This window comes from Rhodococcus sp. OS5 (assembly GCF_056837585.1).
Genome location: NZ_CM166368.1, coordinates 2,653,228 through 2,672,115, shown reverse-complemented (window position 1 = coordinate 2,672,115; position 18,888 = coordinate 2,653,228). Strand labels below are relative to the sequence as shown.

Genomic DNA, 18,888 nt, shown 5'->3' with positions numbered 1-18,888 from the left:
TCAATGTTTGATTTGCCCTCCGACGGGCTACTTCACCACCGTAAAAGGTCGGGACAGGGAAATATGCCAGGCTATTTCGCGCTTGAAATCTAGGGGCGGTCATGTCCGAGGATTCACTGGTAAAGCAGGGTGTGGCAAAAGGAAGCGCGCTGGGCGGAGCCGTTCTCCTCATCACAGTCGGCGTGCTCGAAATCCTCCAAGGCATCTCGGCGATATCGGAGGACGACGTGACAGTCGTCGGCCCGGAATACACGTACCAATTCGACCTCACTTCGTGGGGATGGATCCACCTCGTACTCGGTGTGCTCGTCACCGCTGTCGGAATCATGCTCTTCACCGGCGCGACGTGGGCACGGGTAGGCGCGATAGTCATCTGTTCTCTGTCGATCCTCGCGAATTTCCTGTGGCTACCCCACTCGCCGTGGTGGTCGATCATCATCATCGCGCTCGACGTATTCGTCATCTGGGCCGTCGCGACCTGGAATCCCGAGGTCATCTGAGGTCACCCGCCGAATCATCTTCGCAGTTCAGCATTTCAACTGTGCGCCAGTAGTTTCCGTCCCGGGAGGACCATCATGGCAAACGGCACGAGCGACGGACCACTCCAGGAGGACGAACGTGCCGAACTAGCCCGGTTGCGCGAAGAGGTAGCAACACTTCGCGAGCAGACTCCCAGCGCCCGCGAAACGACCGTCGAGAAAGTCTCCCGACCACCTCGACATGGGCTGCGGTGGACCGCGGTGACAATCCTGCTGGTGCTGGTCGCACTGCTCGCAGTCTTGTCGGTAACCACCCGCTTCGTACGTAGTCAGATCCTCGACACGGACCGCTACGTCAGCACGGTAGCGCCACTGGGTGAGAATCCAGCCGTGCAAGCGGAGATCACGAATCAAGTCACGGACGAGATCTTCGATCGCGTCGACGTCGAAGGGCTCACCACCGAGGCACTCACAGCATTGACGGACGTGTCGAATCTCGAAGCCAACGCCCCTCGCGTGGACCAGGCGTTGGTGGGTTTGGCACCGGTGATCGCCGGCCAGGCGAAGAGTTTCGTCCACGACACAGTGGCCTCGCTCGTTCGGACGCAGCAGTTCGAAGACCTTTGGATTCAGGCGAACCGAGCGGCGCACAACTCCCTCGTCGCCGTCATGACCGGAAACTACGGACCCGACTCGGTCGAGGTCGACCAGAGCGGAACGGTCAGCATTTCACTGAGCACGATCATCGACCGCGTGAAAACGGCGCTGACCGACCGCGGCTTCGCTTTCGCAGACAAAATCCCGTCCGTGGACAAGGAGTTTGTTCTCTTCCAGTCCCCCGAGCTGGTGAAGGCGCAGCGAGCCGTCTCGGCACTCGACAAGGTCTCGGCGGTGCTGCCGTGGTTGGGAATCGCTTGCGCAGCAGCCGCTGTCGCCGTTGCGCCAACCGGTCGCAGGCTTCGTACGCTGTCCCTGGTCGGTCTGTCGATTGCGTTGGGAATGCTTGTTCTTGCGATCGGAATTCTGATCGGACGTGCAATCTACCTCGACAGTGTCCCTACCGATATCCTCTCGCCAGACGCCGCCACCGCTGTCATCGACACAGTTCTGGTTCCGCTTCGGACGAGCCTTCGCGCGGTTGCGCTCCTCGGTGTGGTGGTGGGGCTCGGCGCCTACCTGATCGGTGGGTCGTCGTCGGCGATCGCCGTTCGTCGAGGCTACGGGCAGGCGTTGGACTTCGTCCGGCATTCTGCAAGCGGCCGAACGCCGAATCAGGTGGAGCGGTGGGCCAATCAGCTTCGTGTCCCACTGCGCTGTGCCATCATCGGCATCGCCGCCCTGTTGCTGCTCTTCTGGCGCTACCCCACCGGATTGGTCGTTGGTTGGATCGTCGTCATTGCGCTCGTTGCTCTCGTCGCACTGGAAGTATTGGTTCGTCCCGCACGCGCCGCCGCGCAGGACGCCGGGCCTGACGACGGCGGAACCGACGACGCCAGGCCCGGGGCAGAAGATACGAAAACTACGCCAGCGCCTTTGCCTTGATGGCCTGGAATTCCTCTTCGTTGATCGCGCCTGAGTCGAGAAGCTCTCTGGCGTCGGCGATCTGCTGAGTCGGCGATTTCCCGGCGACCTTTCGAATGTAATCACTCTGCGCGTGTATGTGCTGTTGAGCGGCTTCCATCGACCGCCTCGTCATTCCGTCATTCTTGACGACCACGTAGATCATCGCGGACAGGAATGGAATGACGAAGAGGAATATCATCCACAACGCCTTGGCCCAGCCCGAAGTCTCGTGATCACGGAACAAGTCGGTGATGATCGAGAACAACACGCTCAAGTACGCCACAAAGGCAAAGCAGACGAAGATGAACCAGAAGAATTCCCAGAAACCTTCCATGTCAACGCTCCCTGTACTCGGTTTTACACATCAGGAGTTCGGGAGGCTGACGTTCCGCGCCTGAGCTCCTGCATTCGGCCAGAACTCCCTGGTCCAAGGTCATTTCAGTATGCGCCGACGATCCCCGTTCCGGCTACAGCTCGAGAGAGTTCAGACTCGCCGACCGCTCATCCATTATCGGAATCACGATTCTCCGATCCGAGATCTCTTGTCTGGCCGCTTTTTCGACCAGAAGAGGCACGAAGTCGCGGATCCGACATCCCGCAAAACGCTGGTGAATTGTTCGCACTCTGTTTTCGATCTCCGGTGGAGGAACGGCGGGATAGCGGGAAATCAGGCGAGTGATCACCCGCTCGACGTGGAGCAACTCTTCGTCGCCAGTCATCCATTAATGGTCGTCCGTCCAGCCGAGCACGTCAAGACTCGGAAAGGGTTCGAAAACAACACGATTCGGGTCTCGATTGCGAAGAGAATAGGTTCACCGAATATGGGGCATACACATAAGGGCGGACGGTTCCCCGCGCGCTCGCGTTGCGCTCATGATGCCAGGGAGTGGAAGTGGGAAAGAACGCTCGGATTCTTCACGACGACACCCCGTCGACCCTTACCGACGACGCGCCGCCCGTGGCAGAAAAGCCGATGAAGAACAAGGTGTACCGCCGCAAACTCAAGCCGTTGCACGGCGAACTCGTGGCTTTGCAGGAGTGGGTCAAATCGTCTGGAGCCAAGGTCTGCATCGTATTCGAAGGTCGAGATACCGCGGGGAAGGGCGGTGTCATCAAAGCCATCACCGAGCGAGTGAGTCCGCGAGTGTTCCGGGTCGTTGCGTTACCCGCCCCGACCGAGCGAGAGCATTCGCAGATGTATGTCCAGCGCTACGTCCCGCATCTTCCGGCTGCCGGTGAGATCGTCATCTTCGACCGAAGTTGGTACAACCGTGCCGGTGTAGAACGAGTAATGGGCTTTTGCACCGAAGAACAAGCACATCAATTTCTCCAGCTCATTCCGACCGTCGAACGCGCGATCGTCGAATCGGGAGTCATTCTGCTCAAGTACTGGCTCGAGGTCAGCGAAGAACAGCAGTTCTTACGTCTGCAGAGCCGGATCGACGACCCTCGAAAGATCTGGAAGCTGTCGAATCTCGATCTGAAGTCGTTCAGTCATTGGTACGACTACTCGCGTGCCCGCGACGAGATGTTTCGCTTCACCGACACCGGCTGGGCGCCATGGTATGTCGCAAACAACAATGACAAGAAACGCGGACGACTCAACATCATCAGCCACATTCTGAGTCAGATCCCCTACGAGCCCGTGCAATCCACGGACATCACCCTGCCGAAACGGCAGAAGGCTCACGGCTACCAGACGCCCAAACAACCGCTGCACTGGATTCCGACCCGGTATTGACGATCGCCAAGGAAAGGATGTGCGGTCATGAGCCCCACGCCGTGGCATGCGCAGAGTGGCGAATCAGTCGTGTCCGTACTGCAGTCGGACCCGGAGCGCGGACTGCAGTCGGATGAGGCCGACCAACGGCGACGACGCTACGGGTCGAACGAAATCACCTCGACGCCACCGCCGTCGACGTGGTCGATCGCGCTGTTGCAGCTGAAAGATCCGATGAACTTGATGCTCGTCGCCGTGGCCGCGGTCAGCATCGCCATCGGTGAAGTGCCGACAGCAATCGTGGTGGCGGTGCTCGTCGTGCTCAACATCGTCCTCGGAACTCGACAGGAGTTGAAGGCACGGGCCAGCGTCGACGCCCTCGCCAAGATGCAGACGCCCCAAGCACGGGTCATTCGTGACGGGAACCTGATACAACTCGACGCTACCGAACTGGTGCCGGGTGACATCGTCCAAGTCGAGGCAGGAGACATCATCGCTGCCGACGGACGGTTGCTCGCCACCACCACCCTGGAGACGCAGGAAGCCGCATTGACCGGGGAAAGCGCGCCGATACCGAAGGACCCGAATACGCTGAACAACGCGGATATTCCGCTCGGAGACCGCAGCAATCTGGTCTTCCAGAACACCTCGGTCACCCGCGGCACGGCGACCATGGTGGTCACCGAGACCGGGATGCAGACGCAGATAGGCCAGATCGCGTCGATGTTGTCGGCGGTCGCCCCTGGCAAGTCGCCACTTCAACGTGAATTGGACTCTCTCACCAAACTTCTCGGAATCATCGCGTGGACGGCAGTGATCGTCATCGTCGTCATCGGGCTCCTTCGTGGGCAGGACCTGACTACGCTTCTGCTCCTTGGTATCGCAATGGGAGTGTCCGCGATTCCGACCGGCCTGCCAACATTCGTCCAGGTGATGCTGGCCTACGGTGCCCGTCAACTGGCCGACGCCAAGGCCGTCGTGAAGAACCTGACCGACGTCGAAACACTCGGCGCGACCAGTGCAATCAACTCGGACAAGACCGGCACGCTGACCATGAACCAGATGACCGTCCGATCGCTGTACGTCCACGGCCGTTGGTACACGGTCGACGGCGAAGGCTACGCCAAAGCGGGAAGGATCACGCAGGTTGCCGGCGAGGCACCACCCGACTTCACCCTTCTCGCATACGGACTGTGTCTCGACAGCGATGCAACGGTTTCCGATTCCGGGGAAGTTGTCGGCGACCCGACCGAGGCCGCGCTCGTGGTGCTCGCGGCAAAGATCGGTGCCGACGCCCCACTGACCAGACGGACCTACCCGCGGGTGGCGACGGTTCCGTTCGATTCCGCGTACAAGTTCATGGCCACGTACCACCATCTCGAAGTCGACGGCGTAAGTCAGTTCGTCGGATTGGTCAAGGGCGGACCCGATGTCGTCCTCGCTCGGTGTTCTTCGGCCTTTCTCCCCGGCCGTCGGCAGGTCCCGATCGAGGAAGTCCGAGACGAACTCACGGCAGCAAATCAGTCCATGTCCGAAAAGGGTCTTCGGGTGCTGGCATTCGCGGTCAGACGCCTCGACGGACGGGAAGACGCTGTCGTGGCCGACCCCATGTCCTTTGTCGAGGACCTGACGTTTGTCGGTATGGCAGGCATCATCGACCCGCTGCGTCCGGAGGCGGTCGATTCGGTGCGCACCGCACACCGGGCCGGCATCGAGGTCCGCATGATCACCGGCGACCATGCCATCACCGCCGCAGCGATCGGTGCCGAACTCGGACTCGGCCCGGGCTCGGTGGGCGGCGGCGAGTTGCAAGCGATGACCGATGAAGAACTGTCGACCGCGTTGCCGAACCTGCACGTGTTCGGCCGCGTCACTCCGCAGGACAAACTTCGCTTGGTCGATGTCATGCAGAGCGGTGGCGCCGTCGTCGCGATGACCGGAGACGCGGTCAACGACGCCGCCGCGTTGAAGAAGGCAGACATCGGCGTCGCCATGGGCTCGGGCAGTGAGGTGACCAAACAGGCGGGCAAGATGGTGCTCACCGACGACAACTTCGGTACCCTCATCACCGCGATCACTTTGGGCCGCAACATCTACGGAAAAATCGTCTCATACATCCGGTACCAGATGTCGAAACTCTTCTCCTTGGTTCTCCTCTTCCTCGCTGCGAGCATCTTCAACATCAACGAGGGTGTGGCACTGACGCCACTGATGGTGCTGTTCCAGCACTTCTTCATCACACTGTTCCCCGTCGCCGTGATCATGCTCGACCCGCCGCCACCGGATCTGATGAACAAGCCTCCGCGCGATCCCAAGATGCCGATCGCACATCGAAGCGCAGTCGCTCAGTGGCTCGCGTACGGTGTCCTGCAATTTGCCGTGACACTCGCGGCGATGCTTCTCGCACCCGGTGAAATGAGTACTTCCGAGGCGAATGTTCCCATGACCACAGCATTCGTAGTGCTCTCTCTCGGTTCGATTCTCGCGGGGCTGACCATGCGGCGTGATCCCGAGTCCGGCGTGGTTCCACCGGTTCTCGGTGCCATCAAGATCTTGACGATCCCCACGGTCGTGACCGTATTCGCCGTCGAGGCGGGCGTCCTCCAGGACCTCCTCATGACAACCTCACTGACCGGCGCCCAGTGGCTCGCCTGCCTGGGTTGGTCGCTGATCATCCCGGTTGTCGTCGAGTTGGACAAGGCAATTCGACGCCGCCGCCTCGCACAGGCACCTGCGCCCCTCCCTGCGACCACCGCGGTTGCCCCCGAGCGCGCCCGTTCGCTCCACTGAGGGAGGACAATCAAACGATGATGTGGGCGGAGAGTCTAGGTCGGCTACCGGGCGTCGCGACTGCCCGTTGGTATCGCCGCGAGTGGTTGCGAACAGACGTCACTGCCGGACTCGTCTTGACTGCCCTGCTCATCCCGGCAGGCATGGGCTACGCCGAGGCCGCCGGGTTGCCTGCGTACGCCGGGCTGTACGCCACCATCGTGCCTTTGCTCGCGTACGCGGTAGTCGGGCCCTCGAAAATCCTTGTACTCGGACCTGATTCGTCACTGGCGCCGCTGATTGCCGCCGCGGTCATACCGCTGGCAGTGGTCGGCGATTCGGAGAATGCGCTTGCACTAGCCGGTGTTCTCGCCATTCTTGTCGGACTCATCCTCGTGATCGGCGGATTCCTTCGTCTCGGCTTCGTGACCGAACTCCTCTCGAAACCGATCCGTCTCGGCTACCTCAATGCCATTGCACTCGTCGTCGTAGTTGGTCAGATCCCCAAGCTGCTCGGATTCTCCGTCGACGCGTCCGGTCTACTCGGTGAAATCGGCGGGATCTCAAAGGCCCTGGTGGGTGGCGACGTCGACCCCCTCGCTGCCGCCATCGGTGTCGGTTCGCTAGTCGTCATAGTCGCCTTCCGGCTCTGGGTACCTGTTGTTCCCGGCGTTCTGGTGGCCGTTGTCGCGGCCATAGTCTTGTCCGCTGCCGCCGGTCTCACCGATGACATCGGCATGGTCGGCGCACTACCGGAAGGACTCCCCCTCCCTTCCGTCGGTGGAGTCACCTGGCAGGACGTCGGCCATCTGATCGGGCCCGCCGCCGGTATCGCATTGATTGCCTTCGCCGACACCGGCGTTCTCTCGCGCACCTTCGCCGCCCGCCACGGCGAGGACGTGAACGGCAGTACCGAAATGAAGGCGATCGGTGTCGCGAACGTGGCCGGCGGGCTGTTCGGCGGGTTTCCGATCTCGGCGAGCGGGTCACGAACTCCGGTAGCCGAACAGAGTGGGGCGCACACACAATTGGCCGGCGTCGTCGGGGCGCTCGCGGTCCTGGTGTTCGTCCTCGTCGCTCCCGGACTCACGGCATATCTGCCCGATGCAACACTGGCCGCCGTCGTCATCGTCGCCGCGTGTGCACTGATCGACGTGGGCGGCATGGTCCGCATGTGGCGCATGAGCACCGTGGAATTCGGCCTCGCCGTCGCGGCGTTTCTGGGCGTCGCCCTGGTCGGTGTGCTACAAGGCATCCTTGTTGCGATCGGACTGTCCTTCGCAGCGGTCATCGCGCAGGTATGGCAGCCACATCGAACCGAACTCGTCGAGACGGGCGAACCCACCGGATTCCACGACATCGAACGCCATCCAGATGGGCATCGCATCCCCGGCCTGGTGTTGGTGAGGTTTGACGCGCCACTGTTTTTCGCGAACGGCGAGATCTTCGACGAATACGTTCGCTCCGTCGTCGCCAAGGCGCCAGATCCGGTCGACTGGGTGGTTATAGCCGCCGAACCGATCACCGGACTCGACACAACGGCAGTCGACGAACTCGTCGATCTGGATACATTCCTCGAAGGCAAAGGAATTCGGTTGGCATTCGCAGAGATGAAAGGTCCGATCAAGGATCGACTCATCCGATTCGGAGTCGGGGATCGATTCGATTCGACGCACTTCTACCCGACCGTCGAAGCCGCCGTGAACGCATTCCGCACCCGAACCGGCGACTGACAAACGCCAGGCAGTCGGGAGCCGTGGCTGCATTGGGTACCGTTTGGTATGGGATTCACGACGGACAATGTTCCGGCACGCCGTATCGCTCAGGTCGCAGGCGTGGGCGGTATCGCCGTCGGCGTTGTCTCGCTGATCGCGTTGTACTCCACCAAGCCGATCAACCCGTTGATCGCCGTGGCCTCCTTCGTCCCGATACTGCTTGCGGTCACACTCGCAGCGTCCCTCATATGCCTGGTCTTTCGCCGCTGGATCCTGCTGGCGATCTCGGTGGTACTGATTGCGGTGGGCGCGTCGGTGATCAGTCCACTGTATGTGGCAAACAGTTCCGAAATCGACGGGCCGACTCTGCGCGTAATGCAAGCAAACCTTCTCTTCGGGCAGGCAGATCCCGCCAGTTTGACTGCGACGGTGCGCGAGAAGGCAGTCGACGTCCTGACGGTTCAGGAACTGACCACATCACTCGAAGGCTCTCTCAGAGATCAAGGACTCGAGCAACTGCTGCCGCATCACTACTTGGTACCGGACGAGGCCGGCGGGGGTGGCGCCGGTATTTACAGCCGTTATCCGCTGACGGACACTCGGGAATTGAACGGATTCGGACCGACCAATCTTGTTGCCGAAGTGGGCTTCTCGACTCCGTTCACCCTTCTGGCGGTTCACCCCGGACCGGCGTACGTGACCCCGCCCGACGTGTGGACTGCCGAGCTGAGCACTTTGCGAAACGCGCTCGACGCTGCTGCCGCCGAGGAAACCGTCATCGTCAGTGGCGACTTCAACACCACATTCACGCACAAGCAATTCCGTGACCTCCTCGATGTCGGCTACTCCGATGCCGCAGACCAATTGGGAGTAGGCATCGTGCGCACCTATCCGGCGGACAAGAAATTTCCCGCGATCGTCGGCATCGACCATGTACTTCTGCGGGGCGGACAGGCGAAGTCACTCGAGCGGATCGACATCGAAGGTTCCGATCACTTCGGCTTGTTCGTCGACGTGGCGATCCCCAACTAGTCGGAGAGCACCCGACCCGCGCGAACGCGTTGCGGATCACCCGTGCTTCGGCATGCTTCGACCCGACACATCGATCGTCCGATGCAGGTGATGCGGCGTACGCAGGACGATCGACCGGTCCACCACGGATACGCCCGGAAACTGGTCGGCGAGATAACCTTCCAGACGCTGCACGTCGTCGATCGAGCGCAGCCACACCGCCAATGCGATGTCGTAGCTGCCGATCGTAGAAGCAACAAGCCTCGCCTCACGCAGGTGCGAAAGGCGCTGAGCAATTGCCTCCTTTCGCCCGTCGAGACGTAAGAAGTACCAGGCGTAGACCGGCCAGCCGGAGTAGGGCCGAGCAATCTCCGTGCGGACGACCAGTCGCCCCGTCGACAGCTCGTGAGAAAGGAGCGCCCCAGCGCGAGCCGGCGTGACTCCGAGGGCCGCAGCGAGTGCCGAGACGGTGACACGTGGTTCGCGAGAAAGAATGTCGAACAGCTGCGACTGTTCCTCTTCGCCGGCGCGTACACCACGAATCTTTCCCGCCGGGGCCGACTCGAGCGCGGCAATTTCTTCCGCATCGAGAGCACGTAGACGCCAGTTCCTCGCGTCGGAGTTCGCCGAGGACACGATCTGAGTTCGCATCGCGGTGATCATCGGCAGGGATTGTGTTCGCTCCAACACGTACCTGGACAATTGATCGAGGTCAGTGCAGGTGAGCGTGACGAGCAGATCCCGATTGCCGGTTGTGAGATCGACTGTGAGAACTTCGGGATCGTGCGCGATCTGTTCGGCAACGCTCATGGTCTGTGCCGGTGCGCATTCGATCTCGAGAAGTGCGGTCGCCGACACGATGGGTCCACCACGGTACGCAGCGATCCACGCTATTCCTTGCGAGTGCAGACGCTCCCAACGCCTGGTCAGGGTGACCGGGTCGGAACCGATCGCGCGTGAAAGCTCGGACCACGACGCTCGCGGCCTGATCTGCAGTGCGTTCAACAGCCGAAGATCGTCGTCCTTGAGCATCTGATCCTGCACCGAGGACCTCACTTTCAAAAGAATGCTGCACCGAAACAGGATCGAAACGCGTCGATCCTAACTTCATCACATCAATAGTCCACCAAATCCTGAGCCTCGAGAACGCTTACATCTTGCGTTCGTTCGCCCCCTCGAGAAAGACACCGACATGACCGAAGCATTCCCTGTCTCGCATGACGATTCTCCGGTCAGCGATCAAACCGCGACGCAAAAAGTCGTTTTCGCCATGCGGTCGCCACGCCTGTGGATCGTGGTGACTCTGCTCCTCGGGCTTGCGGCAGGCGCGCAACTGATCGGCCCCGCAGTGATTCCCGTCGGCGCTGCCGCCATCACGATCCTGCCCATGGTGTGGGGACTGATTGCCGGCGGTGTCGTCTCGAGCCAGAAGTGGAAACCACTCGGCCTCGACCTTCAGGCTGCAGCCTCGGCAATCATGGGCCTGGCTGTTCTCTTGCTTTGTGCAAGGTTGTCTTTCACCATCGGCCCGAACATCCAATTGTTGTTCGAGGCGGGCCCCGCACTGCTACTGCAGGAATTGGGGCACTTGTTCGGCACTATCGCTCTCGCACTCCCGCTGGCGGTACTCCTTCGGATGGGGCCGGCCACCGTCGGAGCAACCTTCTCCATCGACCGCGAGGGTTCCTTCGCGATGGTCAGCGAACGCTACGGCCCCGATTCCGACCAGTACCGTGGAGTCCTGTCGATGTACGTCTTCGGCACTCTGTTCGGTGCCGTGCTGATCAGCCTGATTGCGTCACTGGCTACATCCTTCAACATCTTCGACCCCCTCGCGTTGGCGATGGGTGCCGGCGTCGGATCCGGCTCGATGATGGCTGCCGCTGCCGCCAGCGTCGTTTCGGCGCACCCCGAGATGGCCGACCAGGTACTCGCCGTGGCGGCCACATCCAACATCATCACCGGCCTCCTCGGCGTGTATGTCGGCATGTATGTCGCACTCCCCCTTGCTGATCGAATCTACGGCGCACTCACCAAGCGCTCGAAGACGACCAGCGAACGGAAAGCCGACACTGCCCCACGAGCGGTTGCGCCGAGCGTCACCGTGCCGCTGACCACGATCGTTCCGATTCTGTTCGTCGGTGGGGTCATCGTCTCCTCGATCGCAGCGGGTGGCGTATCTCGATCGATCATCGTCGGTTACTTGATCCTCACCGGATTGTTGCTCCTGGGCGTCGGCGTGGCCCGCCTGACCCGCGGCAAGATCGCGGCGATGATCGCAATCATCACCATCGGCGCCTTGGCGACAACACCGTGGTCCCCCATCGGTGACTTCGTCTCGAGCACCGTCGGGACTGTCGACTTTCTCTCGATCTGCACCCTCACCTTGACTGTCGCAGGTCTCAGCCTCGGCAAGGACCTTCCCTTGCTCAAGACGATCGGCTGGAAGATCGTGCCCGTCGGAATCGTCGCGATCCTCGCCTCTTACCTACTTTCCGTGGTCGTCGCGGAGTTCGCGCTGGGCCTCTGGCACTAGAACTGCACCCGAAGACGCTGAGAACCGAAGACACCGCGATCCGAAGACACAGAGAACCAAAGATGTTGAAAGGAACCAATACCCATGTCCATCGCTGACACCCGCACCCGCACAGACTCGGTTTCGAGCACGATCGAGAAGTGGGCATCACGCCTCATCGACGTCAGCCACACCATCCATGCTCACCCAGAGTTGGCATTCGAAGAGCATCATGCGTCGGCCCTCTTGGCGGACGCCGCGCAGGAAGCCGGCTTCACGGTTACACGCGCCGCCTACGGCCTCGAGACGGCATTCGAAGCGGTGCGGGGCTCCGGCCCTTTCCGCGTCGTCGTCTGCGCCGAGTACGACGCCCTTCCCGACATCGGTCATGCGTGTGGACACAATGTCATCGCCGCTGCCGGACTGGGAGCAGCTGTCGCGCTCGGAGAGGTCGCGGAGGAACACGGCCTGACCGTCGTCCTTCTCGGTACGCCGGCCGAAGAACATGGCGGCGGGAAAGTCTTGCTGCTCGAACGTGGCGCATGGGAGGGCGCGGCGATGTCGATCATGGTCCACGGCGCTGCAGGTGAAGACGTCAGTTGCACCGTCACCGGAACGCAGGCAGTCGACCGGTTCGACGTGACCTACACCGGACGAGCCGCACACGCGGCCGCTGCGCCACACAAGGGCATCAACGCAGGCGACGCCGCCACGATCGCCTTGGTCGCCATCGGACTCCTCCGTCAACAACTTCCCTCCGACGTCAGGCTGAACGCCTACGTCGAGCACGGCGGCGAAGCAACAAACATCATTCCGGCCTCGACATTGGTGCGAGCGGAAGTTCGGGCCGCAGAACTCGAGGTGCTGTTGGACGCCAAGCGTCGTATGCTCGCCTGCTTCGAGGGCGCAGCTGTGGCCAGCGACTGCTCCTGGTCGACCGAACGCGCCGAACCGCGCTACGAGGAGCTTGTTCAACATCGCGTGCTGGCGACGATCTGGGACGAGGAGATCGCGAGCCTGGGCCGCACCGCGGCCGCCCGAACTCCCCTGACCGGCGGCTCGACAGACATGGGCAACGTGTCGAAGGTGGTTCCCTCGATCCACCCGATGATCGCGTTACGCGGCGTTACCGGAGTTCCTCACACGATCGAGTTTGCCGCTGATGCCCGCTCCGCAGCGGGCGACGAAGCTGTTCTGCACGGAGCAATTGCAATGGCGCGCACTGTGATCCAAGCCGCCACCGGGGACTCGCGCTCCAACCTCCTGACGATTGCGGCCCAGCGCGAGTCAGGAGCGACTACCGTCACGAGCGCCGAATGAGCACCACCGGCGTCTATGTTTCCGCGCTCGAATTCTTCTCCATCGGCATCGGGCCCTCCAGTTCACACACGGTCGGTCCGATGCGAGCCGCCCGCACTTTTGTCGGCGAGCTCTCCGACGCCGGCTTGACCGCGTCGGTCGACCGAATTCGCTGCAATCTGCACGGCTCTCTCGCCGCCACCGGAATAGGGCACTGCACTCCCGACGCGGTGATCGCGGGACTTCGTGGGTTGGATCCTGAAACGTGCGAGCCGAACGACGTTCACGGGCGTTGGGCCGAGCTCTCGGACGGCGGATCGGTGAAGCTCGTCGGCGGCTCACTCGGGCACGTTGTGTTCGCTCACGAGGACATGGTGTTCGAGCCGCTCGTTCGCCGTCACGGGCACCCCAACTCGATGACACTGACCGCCTTCAGCGGTCGCGAAATCGTCTGTACGAGTACATATCTGTCGATCGGTGGCGGATTCGTACTGCGTGCCGGAACGGAGACGCAAGCAAGCGCGCATTCGATCAACTCACGCTATCGAACCGCGAAAGAGCTACTGGCGGAATCCGGCTCCGGAACTATCGCCGAACTGGCACTGTCGGACGAAATCGCGATACACGGCCAGGATCGGGCATTGACCGGCATCGACGCGATCTGGTCCGCGATGCGCGACTGCATCGAACGCGGCACCCAGACCGAAGGTGTATTGCCCGGGCGTCTCGGAGTTCGCCGAAGAGCACGGTCTGCGAACATTCAACTGGAACAACGTAACTGCGCACCCTCCTCACGCGAGTGGCTGACCGTCTACGCCATGGCGGTCAACGAAGAAAATGCAGCAGGTGGCCGCGTGGTAACGGCTCCGACGAACGGTGCCGCAGGCATCGTGCCTGCAGTGCTCTACCACCACATAGGTGCGACGGGCACCGGTATTCACGACGTTCGAACCTTTCTCCTCACCGCTGCCGCAATCGGATCGATCATCAAGGCGAATGCCTCGATCTCGGGCGCGGAGGCGGGGTGCCAGGGTGAGGTCGGAGCTGCCTGCGCGATGGCGGCAGCCGGCTTGTGCGCTGTCATGGGCGGATCGCCACGACAAATCGAGAATGCAGCTGAGATTGCCATGGAACACCATCTGGGGCTGACCTGCGATCCGGTTGGTGGCCTGGTCCAAATCCCATGCATCGAACGAAATGCCGTAGCCGCCTCGACTGCAGTCACCGCAGCTCAGCTCGCATACCTCGGTGACGGGACGCATGTGGTGAGCCTCGATACCGTCATCGAAACCATGCGCCAAACCGGAAACGACATGTCCGTGCGTTACAAGGAAACCAGTGAAGGCGGGCTCGCCGTCAATGTCGTCGAGTGCTGAGGGGATGTCGGCGGCAGCGGCGAGGGCGGGCGGACGCCGTCGCCGCAAATATCATCCTCTCGAACGATGAAGTCCGGTGTACCGATTTCTACACTCGGTGACATGACTTTGTGGACGGTGACCAGATGATCGCTCATCACGCTGGAGGAATCCCACTGCACAATTCTTCACGGCACAACACTGCGGGGCCGTCGCGCTCGACGCAGTCCTCCGGTCGCAAGATCGCCGCGTTGATCGCGTTGGTCGCCGGTTTCTCCGCTGCCTTCGTTCTCGCCCCGGGCATGCTGACGAGTAGGCCGGGTGATGGGTACGCAGACCAGGGAGAACTCGTCGAGACGGTCCGCGCCGCGTTCGTCGAATACTGGAGTTCCGGTGTCCAAGCCTTCTCGCCGAGCTTGGAGTCCGCTGTCGACTACTGGCTGCGGTACCACGTGGCCAAGGCCGTGATCGCGGTAATCCTGCTGACGGTTCTGCTCGCACTCGGCCGGATGCTCAAGGCGTCGTTCGTGAACGCCGGCCCTCTGACGGCTGGAAAGAAACTCGCATTCGTCTCGGCGGGAGGGCTGGTCACGCTCCTCGCGATGTTTTCCTCGGTACTCGTGATGGCAAATATCCAAGGTGTCGTTGCACCCTTCTCTTCGCTGATCTCGATGTTGCCCGTGGCCCAGGCGGATGGGGCACTTGGCGACACTGTCGGGCAGGTCCGCCAACAGCTCGCTCAGTCGACAGGCACCGGAAACCAGCAAAGCCCTGTCCTCGAACTGATGATCAGCGACTTCGCGCGGTATCACTTGGCCATGGCGGTGATCGCGCTGATCGCGGCAGCAATATCACTGACCGTGACTGTGGTCGTGTGGGCACGCTTCGCGAGAACGGCGCGATCCGAGCGACGGACGAGATTCGTGTCGGGGTCGATCGGTCTTCTCACTGCACTGTTCACGCTGGGATTGATCGTTGTCGGCGTAGCAAATATGGGTACCGCGGCAGACCCTGCACCCGCGCTGGCGGCGTTCTTCGACGGCGGACTCTGACCCAAGTCAAGGGTTCAGGCCAGGGTTCCGTAGTCCCCCGGTACCGGTTGAGGAGGTACCTGGGGACTGCGTCTGCCGTACCCGGGGTCGATGTGTGAGTGCCCTCGGACAGGCAGAGTTCGACTCATGAAAACCGGAGCAAGACGCATCCTGCTTGTCGGCCTGTGCAGCGCCATGCTTGGAGCTGTAATCAGCTGCAGCACGGAAAAATCCACAGACACATCCGACAAGATCATGGACTCGACCATCACCGACCAGCTCGATTCGATCGTCGACGCAGCGGTGAATTCGACCGGGATTCCCGGTGCGATGGTGGGCATTTGGGGACCAGACGGCAACTATGTGAAGGTTGCAGGAGTCGCCGACACTGCAACCAAGACACCGATGGAGACCGACTTCTACCACCGGATCGGTAGCGTCACCAAGACATTTACCGTCACCGCCCTGCTGCAATTGGTCGACGAGGGAAAGATCGGTCTCGACGATCCGATCTCCCAGTACGTCGACGGCGTCATGGAAGGCGATGCGATCAGCCTGCGCCAGCTGGCGGGGATGCGCAGCGGCCTCGTGGCCTACACGACGTCCGAACAGTTTGTCATGGATGTTCTTTCCGACCCTCGCCGATCATTCACATCCGAAGAGCTCTTCGGATACGTCAAGGACCTCCCACTCCAAATTCGACCAGGAACCACTGTCGACTACTCGAATACCAACACCCTTCTGCTCGGCATGGTCATCGAGAAGGTCACCGGCTCAACACTGTCGGACGTCATCGACACCAAGATCACCACACCACTCGGAATGGAGCACACCAGCTTTCCCACCACCAACGCGTTCCCGAACCCCCACGCACAGGGATACACCAACCAAACACTCGACGAATCCGTGACCGCAGCAACGGACTGGAACCCGTCGTGGGGAGGCGCCGCGGGCGCAATGATCTCGTCGTTGGACGACATGCGCATCTGGGTTCCGGCGCTGGCCAAGGGCGATCTCCTCGCCGACGACACTCAGAAGCAGCGCCTGCACACCGAGCCCCTGGGCGAAGGGGACGACAGCTCCGGCTACGGACTCGGTTTGTTCAACAGCGGCGGCTGGATCGGTCACAACGGAAGCCTGCCCGGCTACAAGACAGTCTCGGTCTACTTGCCCGAGAAGGACACAACCCTGGTCGTCTTCATCAACACCGACATCGACGGAGAGACCGACCTGACCAGCGCTTTGATGGTGCCGATCACCAAGTTGATCAGCCCGGGCAACGTCTACGGCTGATCACCTCGGGTCCGATCCACAATTCGGACGAAAGTGACATCTCGGGTTTCGATCTGTCGATAGGCTCGACCGTCGACAGATCGAAACCCGAAAGAGGCACTCATGGGATCGTTGAACGACTGGCTTCTCGACAGCGACAGCCCGCTCGTGGGGATTGTGGGTGGCATCCTACTGACGATCGCAATGCTCTCCGGCGGTACAGGCATGTAACCCACCGTTCCCGATATGGCTCCGCACAGCGGTGGACGTTCAGTGCGTGATCCAACGAACATGTTCGTTACGAACATGTTCGTGTACGGTGAAATCATGCCCACTCAGCCAACAGGTCCGTCGAGCCGTCGCAATCGTCCGGCCAAACCCGCTCTGACACGCCAGGGCATCGTCAGTACCGCGGTGGAAATCTTGCGGTCGGAGGGCTTGCAGAAATTGACGATGCGTCGACTCGCCCTCGAACTCGACACCGGGCCGGCATCGATGTACGTGTACGTGCGCAATACCGCCGAATTGCACGCCGCCGTTCTGGACACACTTCTCGGAGTGGTCGACCTCGCCGAAAATTCCTCCGGCACTTGGCAAGCTCGCCTTGAACGGGTGTTGACCTCGTACACGGCCGTGCTGTTCGATCATCCCGGTCTCGCCCAGTCGGCACTCGTTTCCCGACCCAGCGGAGTTCACTACGTACGCCTGCTCGAGCGCCTGCTGGCATTGCTCGACGAAGGCGAAGTCCCTCCAGGTCAGGCCGCGTGGGGCGTGGACTTGCTACTGCAGTACGCGACGTCCACTGCTGCCGAACACTCGGCGCCGAACAATTCCGCCGACGCGGATGCCCGATGGAGCGCGTTGACCGACGCAATCCAGAACGCAAACCCGCAGACGCACCCACTCGTCGCAAGACATGCAACAGCTCTACTTGCCGGTGAACCCACCGCGCGCCTCTCCTGGGGATTCCGCACGCTCATCACGGGCATCGAGAACACCCCACTCACTTCTTAGGAACCCACCATGAACCACTACCCCATCGCAATCATCGGCGCCGGCCTCGGTGGCCTCACCCTCGCCCGAGTCCTCGATCTCCGCGGAATCGATTCGGCGGTATTCGATCTCGAATCCGGACCGACAGCCAGAACTCAAGGCGGGATGCTCGACATCCACGAAGACTCGGGTCAGATCGCGCTTCGTGCCGCCGGCCTCTATGAGGAGTTCCGCGGCCTCGTTCATCAAGGCGGGGAAGAGACACGCGTCCTCGATCGAAATGCCGTCGTGCATCTGAGCGAGCAGGATACCGGAGACGGCGACCGCCCGGAAATCGACCGCGGCCAGCTGCGTGACCTACTGCTCAGCTCAATTCCGAAGGAAACAATCCACTGGGGAGCCAAGGTCCGCAGTGCTCATCCGTTGCCGGATGGTCGACACGAAGTTCACCTCGCGGATGGCACCCACTTCACCACCGATCTCCTGGTCGGCGCCGACGGTGCGTGGTCGAAAATCCGTCCATTGGTTTCAAACGACACTCCTGCGTACACCGGAATATCTTTCGTGGAGTTCGACCTCGACGACGCCGACAACCAGCACGTGGATGCCGCTGAAACCGTCGGCGGCGGAATGATGTTCGCACTCAGTGCCGACAAGGGCTTCCTTGCCCACCGTGAGACCGACAACAGTCTGCACATCTACGCCGCCCTGCGAGTTCCCGAGAGCTGGGCAGCGAGTGTCGACTTCTCCGACGATCACATCGCGAAGAAGGTTCTGCTGGAACACTTCTCGGACTGGGACGAGTCACTGCGTTCACTGATCGTCGAAGCGGACAGCTCGCTGACCCCTCGCCCCATCCATGCTCTTCCCATCGGGCACAGTTGGAGCCGTACTCCCGGGGTCACTCTGCTCGGGGACGCGGCACACGTCATGTCGCCGTTTGCCGGAGAGGGTGCGAACCTGGCAATGCTCGACGGCGCGGAACTCGGCCAGGCGATCGCTTCGCACAGCAGCACGGAGGAAGGGCTAGCTGTCTACGAAGAGCGCCTCTTCCCACGCAGCGCCGCATCGGCACAACAGTCCGCTGATGGACTGGACATGTGCTTCGGCGAGAACGCACCCCAGGGGCTCATGGACATGTTCACCTCACTCCCGTGACCTGACAA

The 18,888-nt window shown here is 61.5% G+C and carries 16 protein-coding genes; 13 read left to right on the top strand and 3 right to left on the bottom strand.

Annotation, left to right across the window (positions count from 1 at the left end):
- The first annotated feature begins 101 nt into the window (after nucleotides 1–101).
- Entirely contained in the window at nucleotides 102–500 is a 399-nt protein-coding gene (locus tag ACVZUB_RS12620; protein ID WP_007734954.1) for a DUF7144 family membrane protein, read from the top strand.
- A 75-nt stretch (nucleotides 501–575) separates the two neighbouring features.
- Nucleotides 576–2,021, top strand: a complete 1,446-nt coding sequence (locus ACVZUB_RS12615; RefSeq protein ID WP_050656479.1) for a hypothetical protein — start codon at nucleotides 576–578, stop codon at nucleotides 2,019–2,021.
- Here ACVZUB_RS12615 and ACVZUB_RS12610 read toward each other — a convergent pair.
- Both ACVZUB_RS12610 and ACVZUB_RS12605 read right to left on the bottom strand, forming a co-directional pair.
- On the bottom strand, nucleotides 1,999–2,376 hold the full coding sequence (locus ACVZUB_RS12610; protein ID WP_003942794.1) for an SHOCT domain-containing protein: 378 nt from the start codon (nucleotides 2,374–2,376) through the stop codon (nucleotides 1,999–2,001). The two genes, ACVZUB_RS12615 and ACVZUB_RS12610, sit on opposite strands and share 23 nt — an antisense overlap.
- Nucleotides 2,377–2,509: 133 nt before the next feature.
- Entirely contained in the window at nucleotides 2,510–2,761 is a 252-nt protein-coding gene (locus ACVZUB_RS12605; RefSeq protein ID WP_007734945.1) for a three-helix bundle dimerization domain-containing protein, read from the bottom strand.
- Nucleotides 2,762–2,952: 191 nt separating this feature from the next.
- On the opposite strand from ACVZUB_RS12605, the gene ppk2 reads away from it, so the two are divergent.
- Genes ppk2 through ACVZUB_RS12585 form a run of 4 tightly spaced genes read left to right on the top strand, consistent with a single transcriptional unit; the run spans nucleotide 2,953 to nucleotide 9,278 of the window.
- Nucleotides 2,953–3,783: a polyphosphate kinase 2 gene (gene ppk2, locus ACVZUB_RS12600; protein ID WP_482628529.1), complete on the top strand. Its 831-nt coding sequence runs from the start codon at nucleotides 2,953–2,955 to the stop codon at nucleotides 3,781–3,783.
- 27 nt (nucleotides 3,784–3,810) lie between these two features.
- Nucleotides 3,811–6,552 (top strand): cation-translocating P-type ATPase, encoded by a 2,742-nt coding sequence (locus ACVZUB_RS12595; RefSeq protein ID WP_482628452.1) that lies wholly within the window; start codon nucleotides 3,811–3,813, stop codon nucleotides 6,550–6,552.
- A gap of 17 nt (nucleotides 6,553–6,569) precedes the next feature.
- A complete protein-coding gene (locus ACVZUB_RS12590) occupies nucleotides 6,570–8,264 on the top strand; it encodes a SulP family inorganic anion transporter (protein WP_482628451.1) in 1,695 nt (564 codons plus the stop codon).
- Between the two features lie 48 nt (nucleotides 8,265–8,312).
- Complete coding sequence (locus ACVZUB_RS12585) at nucleotides 8,313–9,278, top strand: endonuclease/exonuclease/phosphatase family protein (protein WP_482628450.1); 966 nt, start codon at nucleotides 8,313–8,315, stop codon at nucleotides 9,276–9,278.
- A 36-nt stretch (nucleotides 9,279–9,314) separates the two neighbouring features.
- Here the strand turns inward: ACVZUB_RS12585 and ACVZUB_RS12580 are convergent, their stop codons facing one another.
- Nucleotides 9,315–10,313, bottom strand: a complete 999-nt coding sequence (locus ACVZUB_RS12580) for an Lrp/AsnC family transcriptional regulator (protein WP_228232586.1) — start codon at nucleotides 10,311–10,313, stop codon at nucleotides 9,315–9,317.
- A 136-nt stretch (nucleotides 10,314–10,449) separates the two neighbouring features.
- Between ACVZUB_RS12580 and ACVZUB_RS12575 the strand changes: the two genes are divergently transcribed.
- The 7 genes from ACVZUB_RS12575 to ACVZUB_RS12545 all read left to right on the top strand — a co-directional run bounded on the left by ACVZUB_RS12575 (nucleotide 10,450) and on the right by ACVZUB_RS12545 (nucleotide 18,880).
- Entirely contained in the window at nucleotides 10,450–11,793 is a 1,344-nt protein-coding gene (locus ACVZUB_RS12575) for a DUF3100 domain-containing protein (RefSeq protein WP_003942681.1), read from the top strand.
- A gap of 84 nt (nucleotides 11,794–11,877) precedes the next feature.
- A complete protein-coding gene (locus ACVZUB_RS12570; RefSeq protein WP_482628449.1) occupies nucleotides 11,878–13,092 on the top strand; it encodes an amidohydrolase in 1,215 nt (404 codons plus the stop codon).
- Nucleotides 13,089–14,447, top strand: coding sequence for an L-serine ammonia-lyase (locus ACVZUB_RS12565; RefSeq protein ID WP_482628448.1), 1,359 nt, complete (start codon nucleotides 13,089–13,091; stop codon nucleotides 14,445–14,447). The genes ACVZUB_RS12570 and ACVZUB_RS12565 overlap by 4 nt, the downstream gene beginning before the upstream one ends.
- 125 nt (nucleotides 14,448–14,572) lie before the next feature.
- On the top strand, nucleotides 14,573–15,478 hold the full coding sequence (locus ACVZUB_RS12560; protein ID WP_232508948.1) for a hypothetical protein: 906 nt from the start codon (nucleotides 14,573–14,575) through the stop codon (nucleotides 15,476–15,478).
- Between the two features lie 126 nt (nucleotides 15,479–15,604).
- Nucleotides 15,605–16,750 (top strand): serine hydrolase domain-containing protein, encoded by a 1,146-nt coding sequence (locus ACVZUB_RS12555; protein ID WP_482628447.1) that lies wholly within the window; start codon nucleotides 15,605–15,607, stop codon nucleotides 16,748–16,750.
- A gap of 306 nt (nucleotides 16,751–17,056) precedes the next feature.
- Nucleotides 17,057–17,743: a TetR/AcrR family transcriptional regulator C-terminal domain-containing protein gene (locus ACVZUB_RS12550; RefSeq protein ID WP_482628446.1), complete on the top strand. Its 687-nt coding sequence runs from the start codon at nucleotides 17,057–17,059 to the stop codon at nucleotides 17,741–17,743.
- Nucleotides 17,744–17,752: 9 nt separating this feature from the next.
- Nucleotides 17,753–18,880 carry an FAD-dependent oxidoreductase gene (locus ACVZUB_RS12545; protein WP_482628445.1) on the top strand — a complete coding sequence of 376 codons (1,128 nt, stop codon included), beginning with the start codon at nucleotides 17,753–17,755 and terminating at the stop codon, nucleotides 18,878–18,880.
- Nucleotides 18,881–18,888 lie beyond the last annotated feature (8 nt).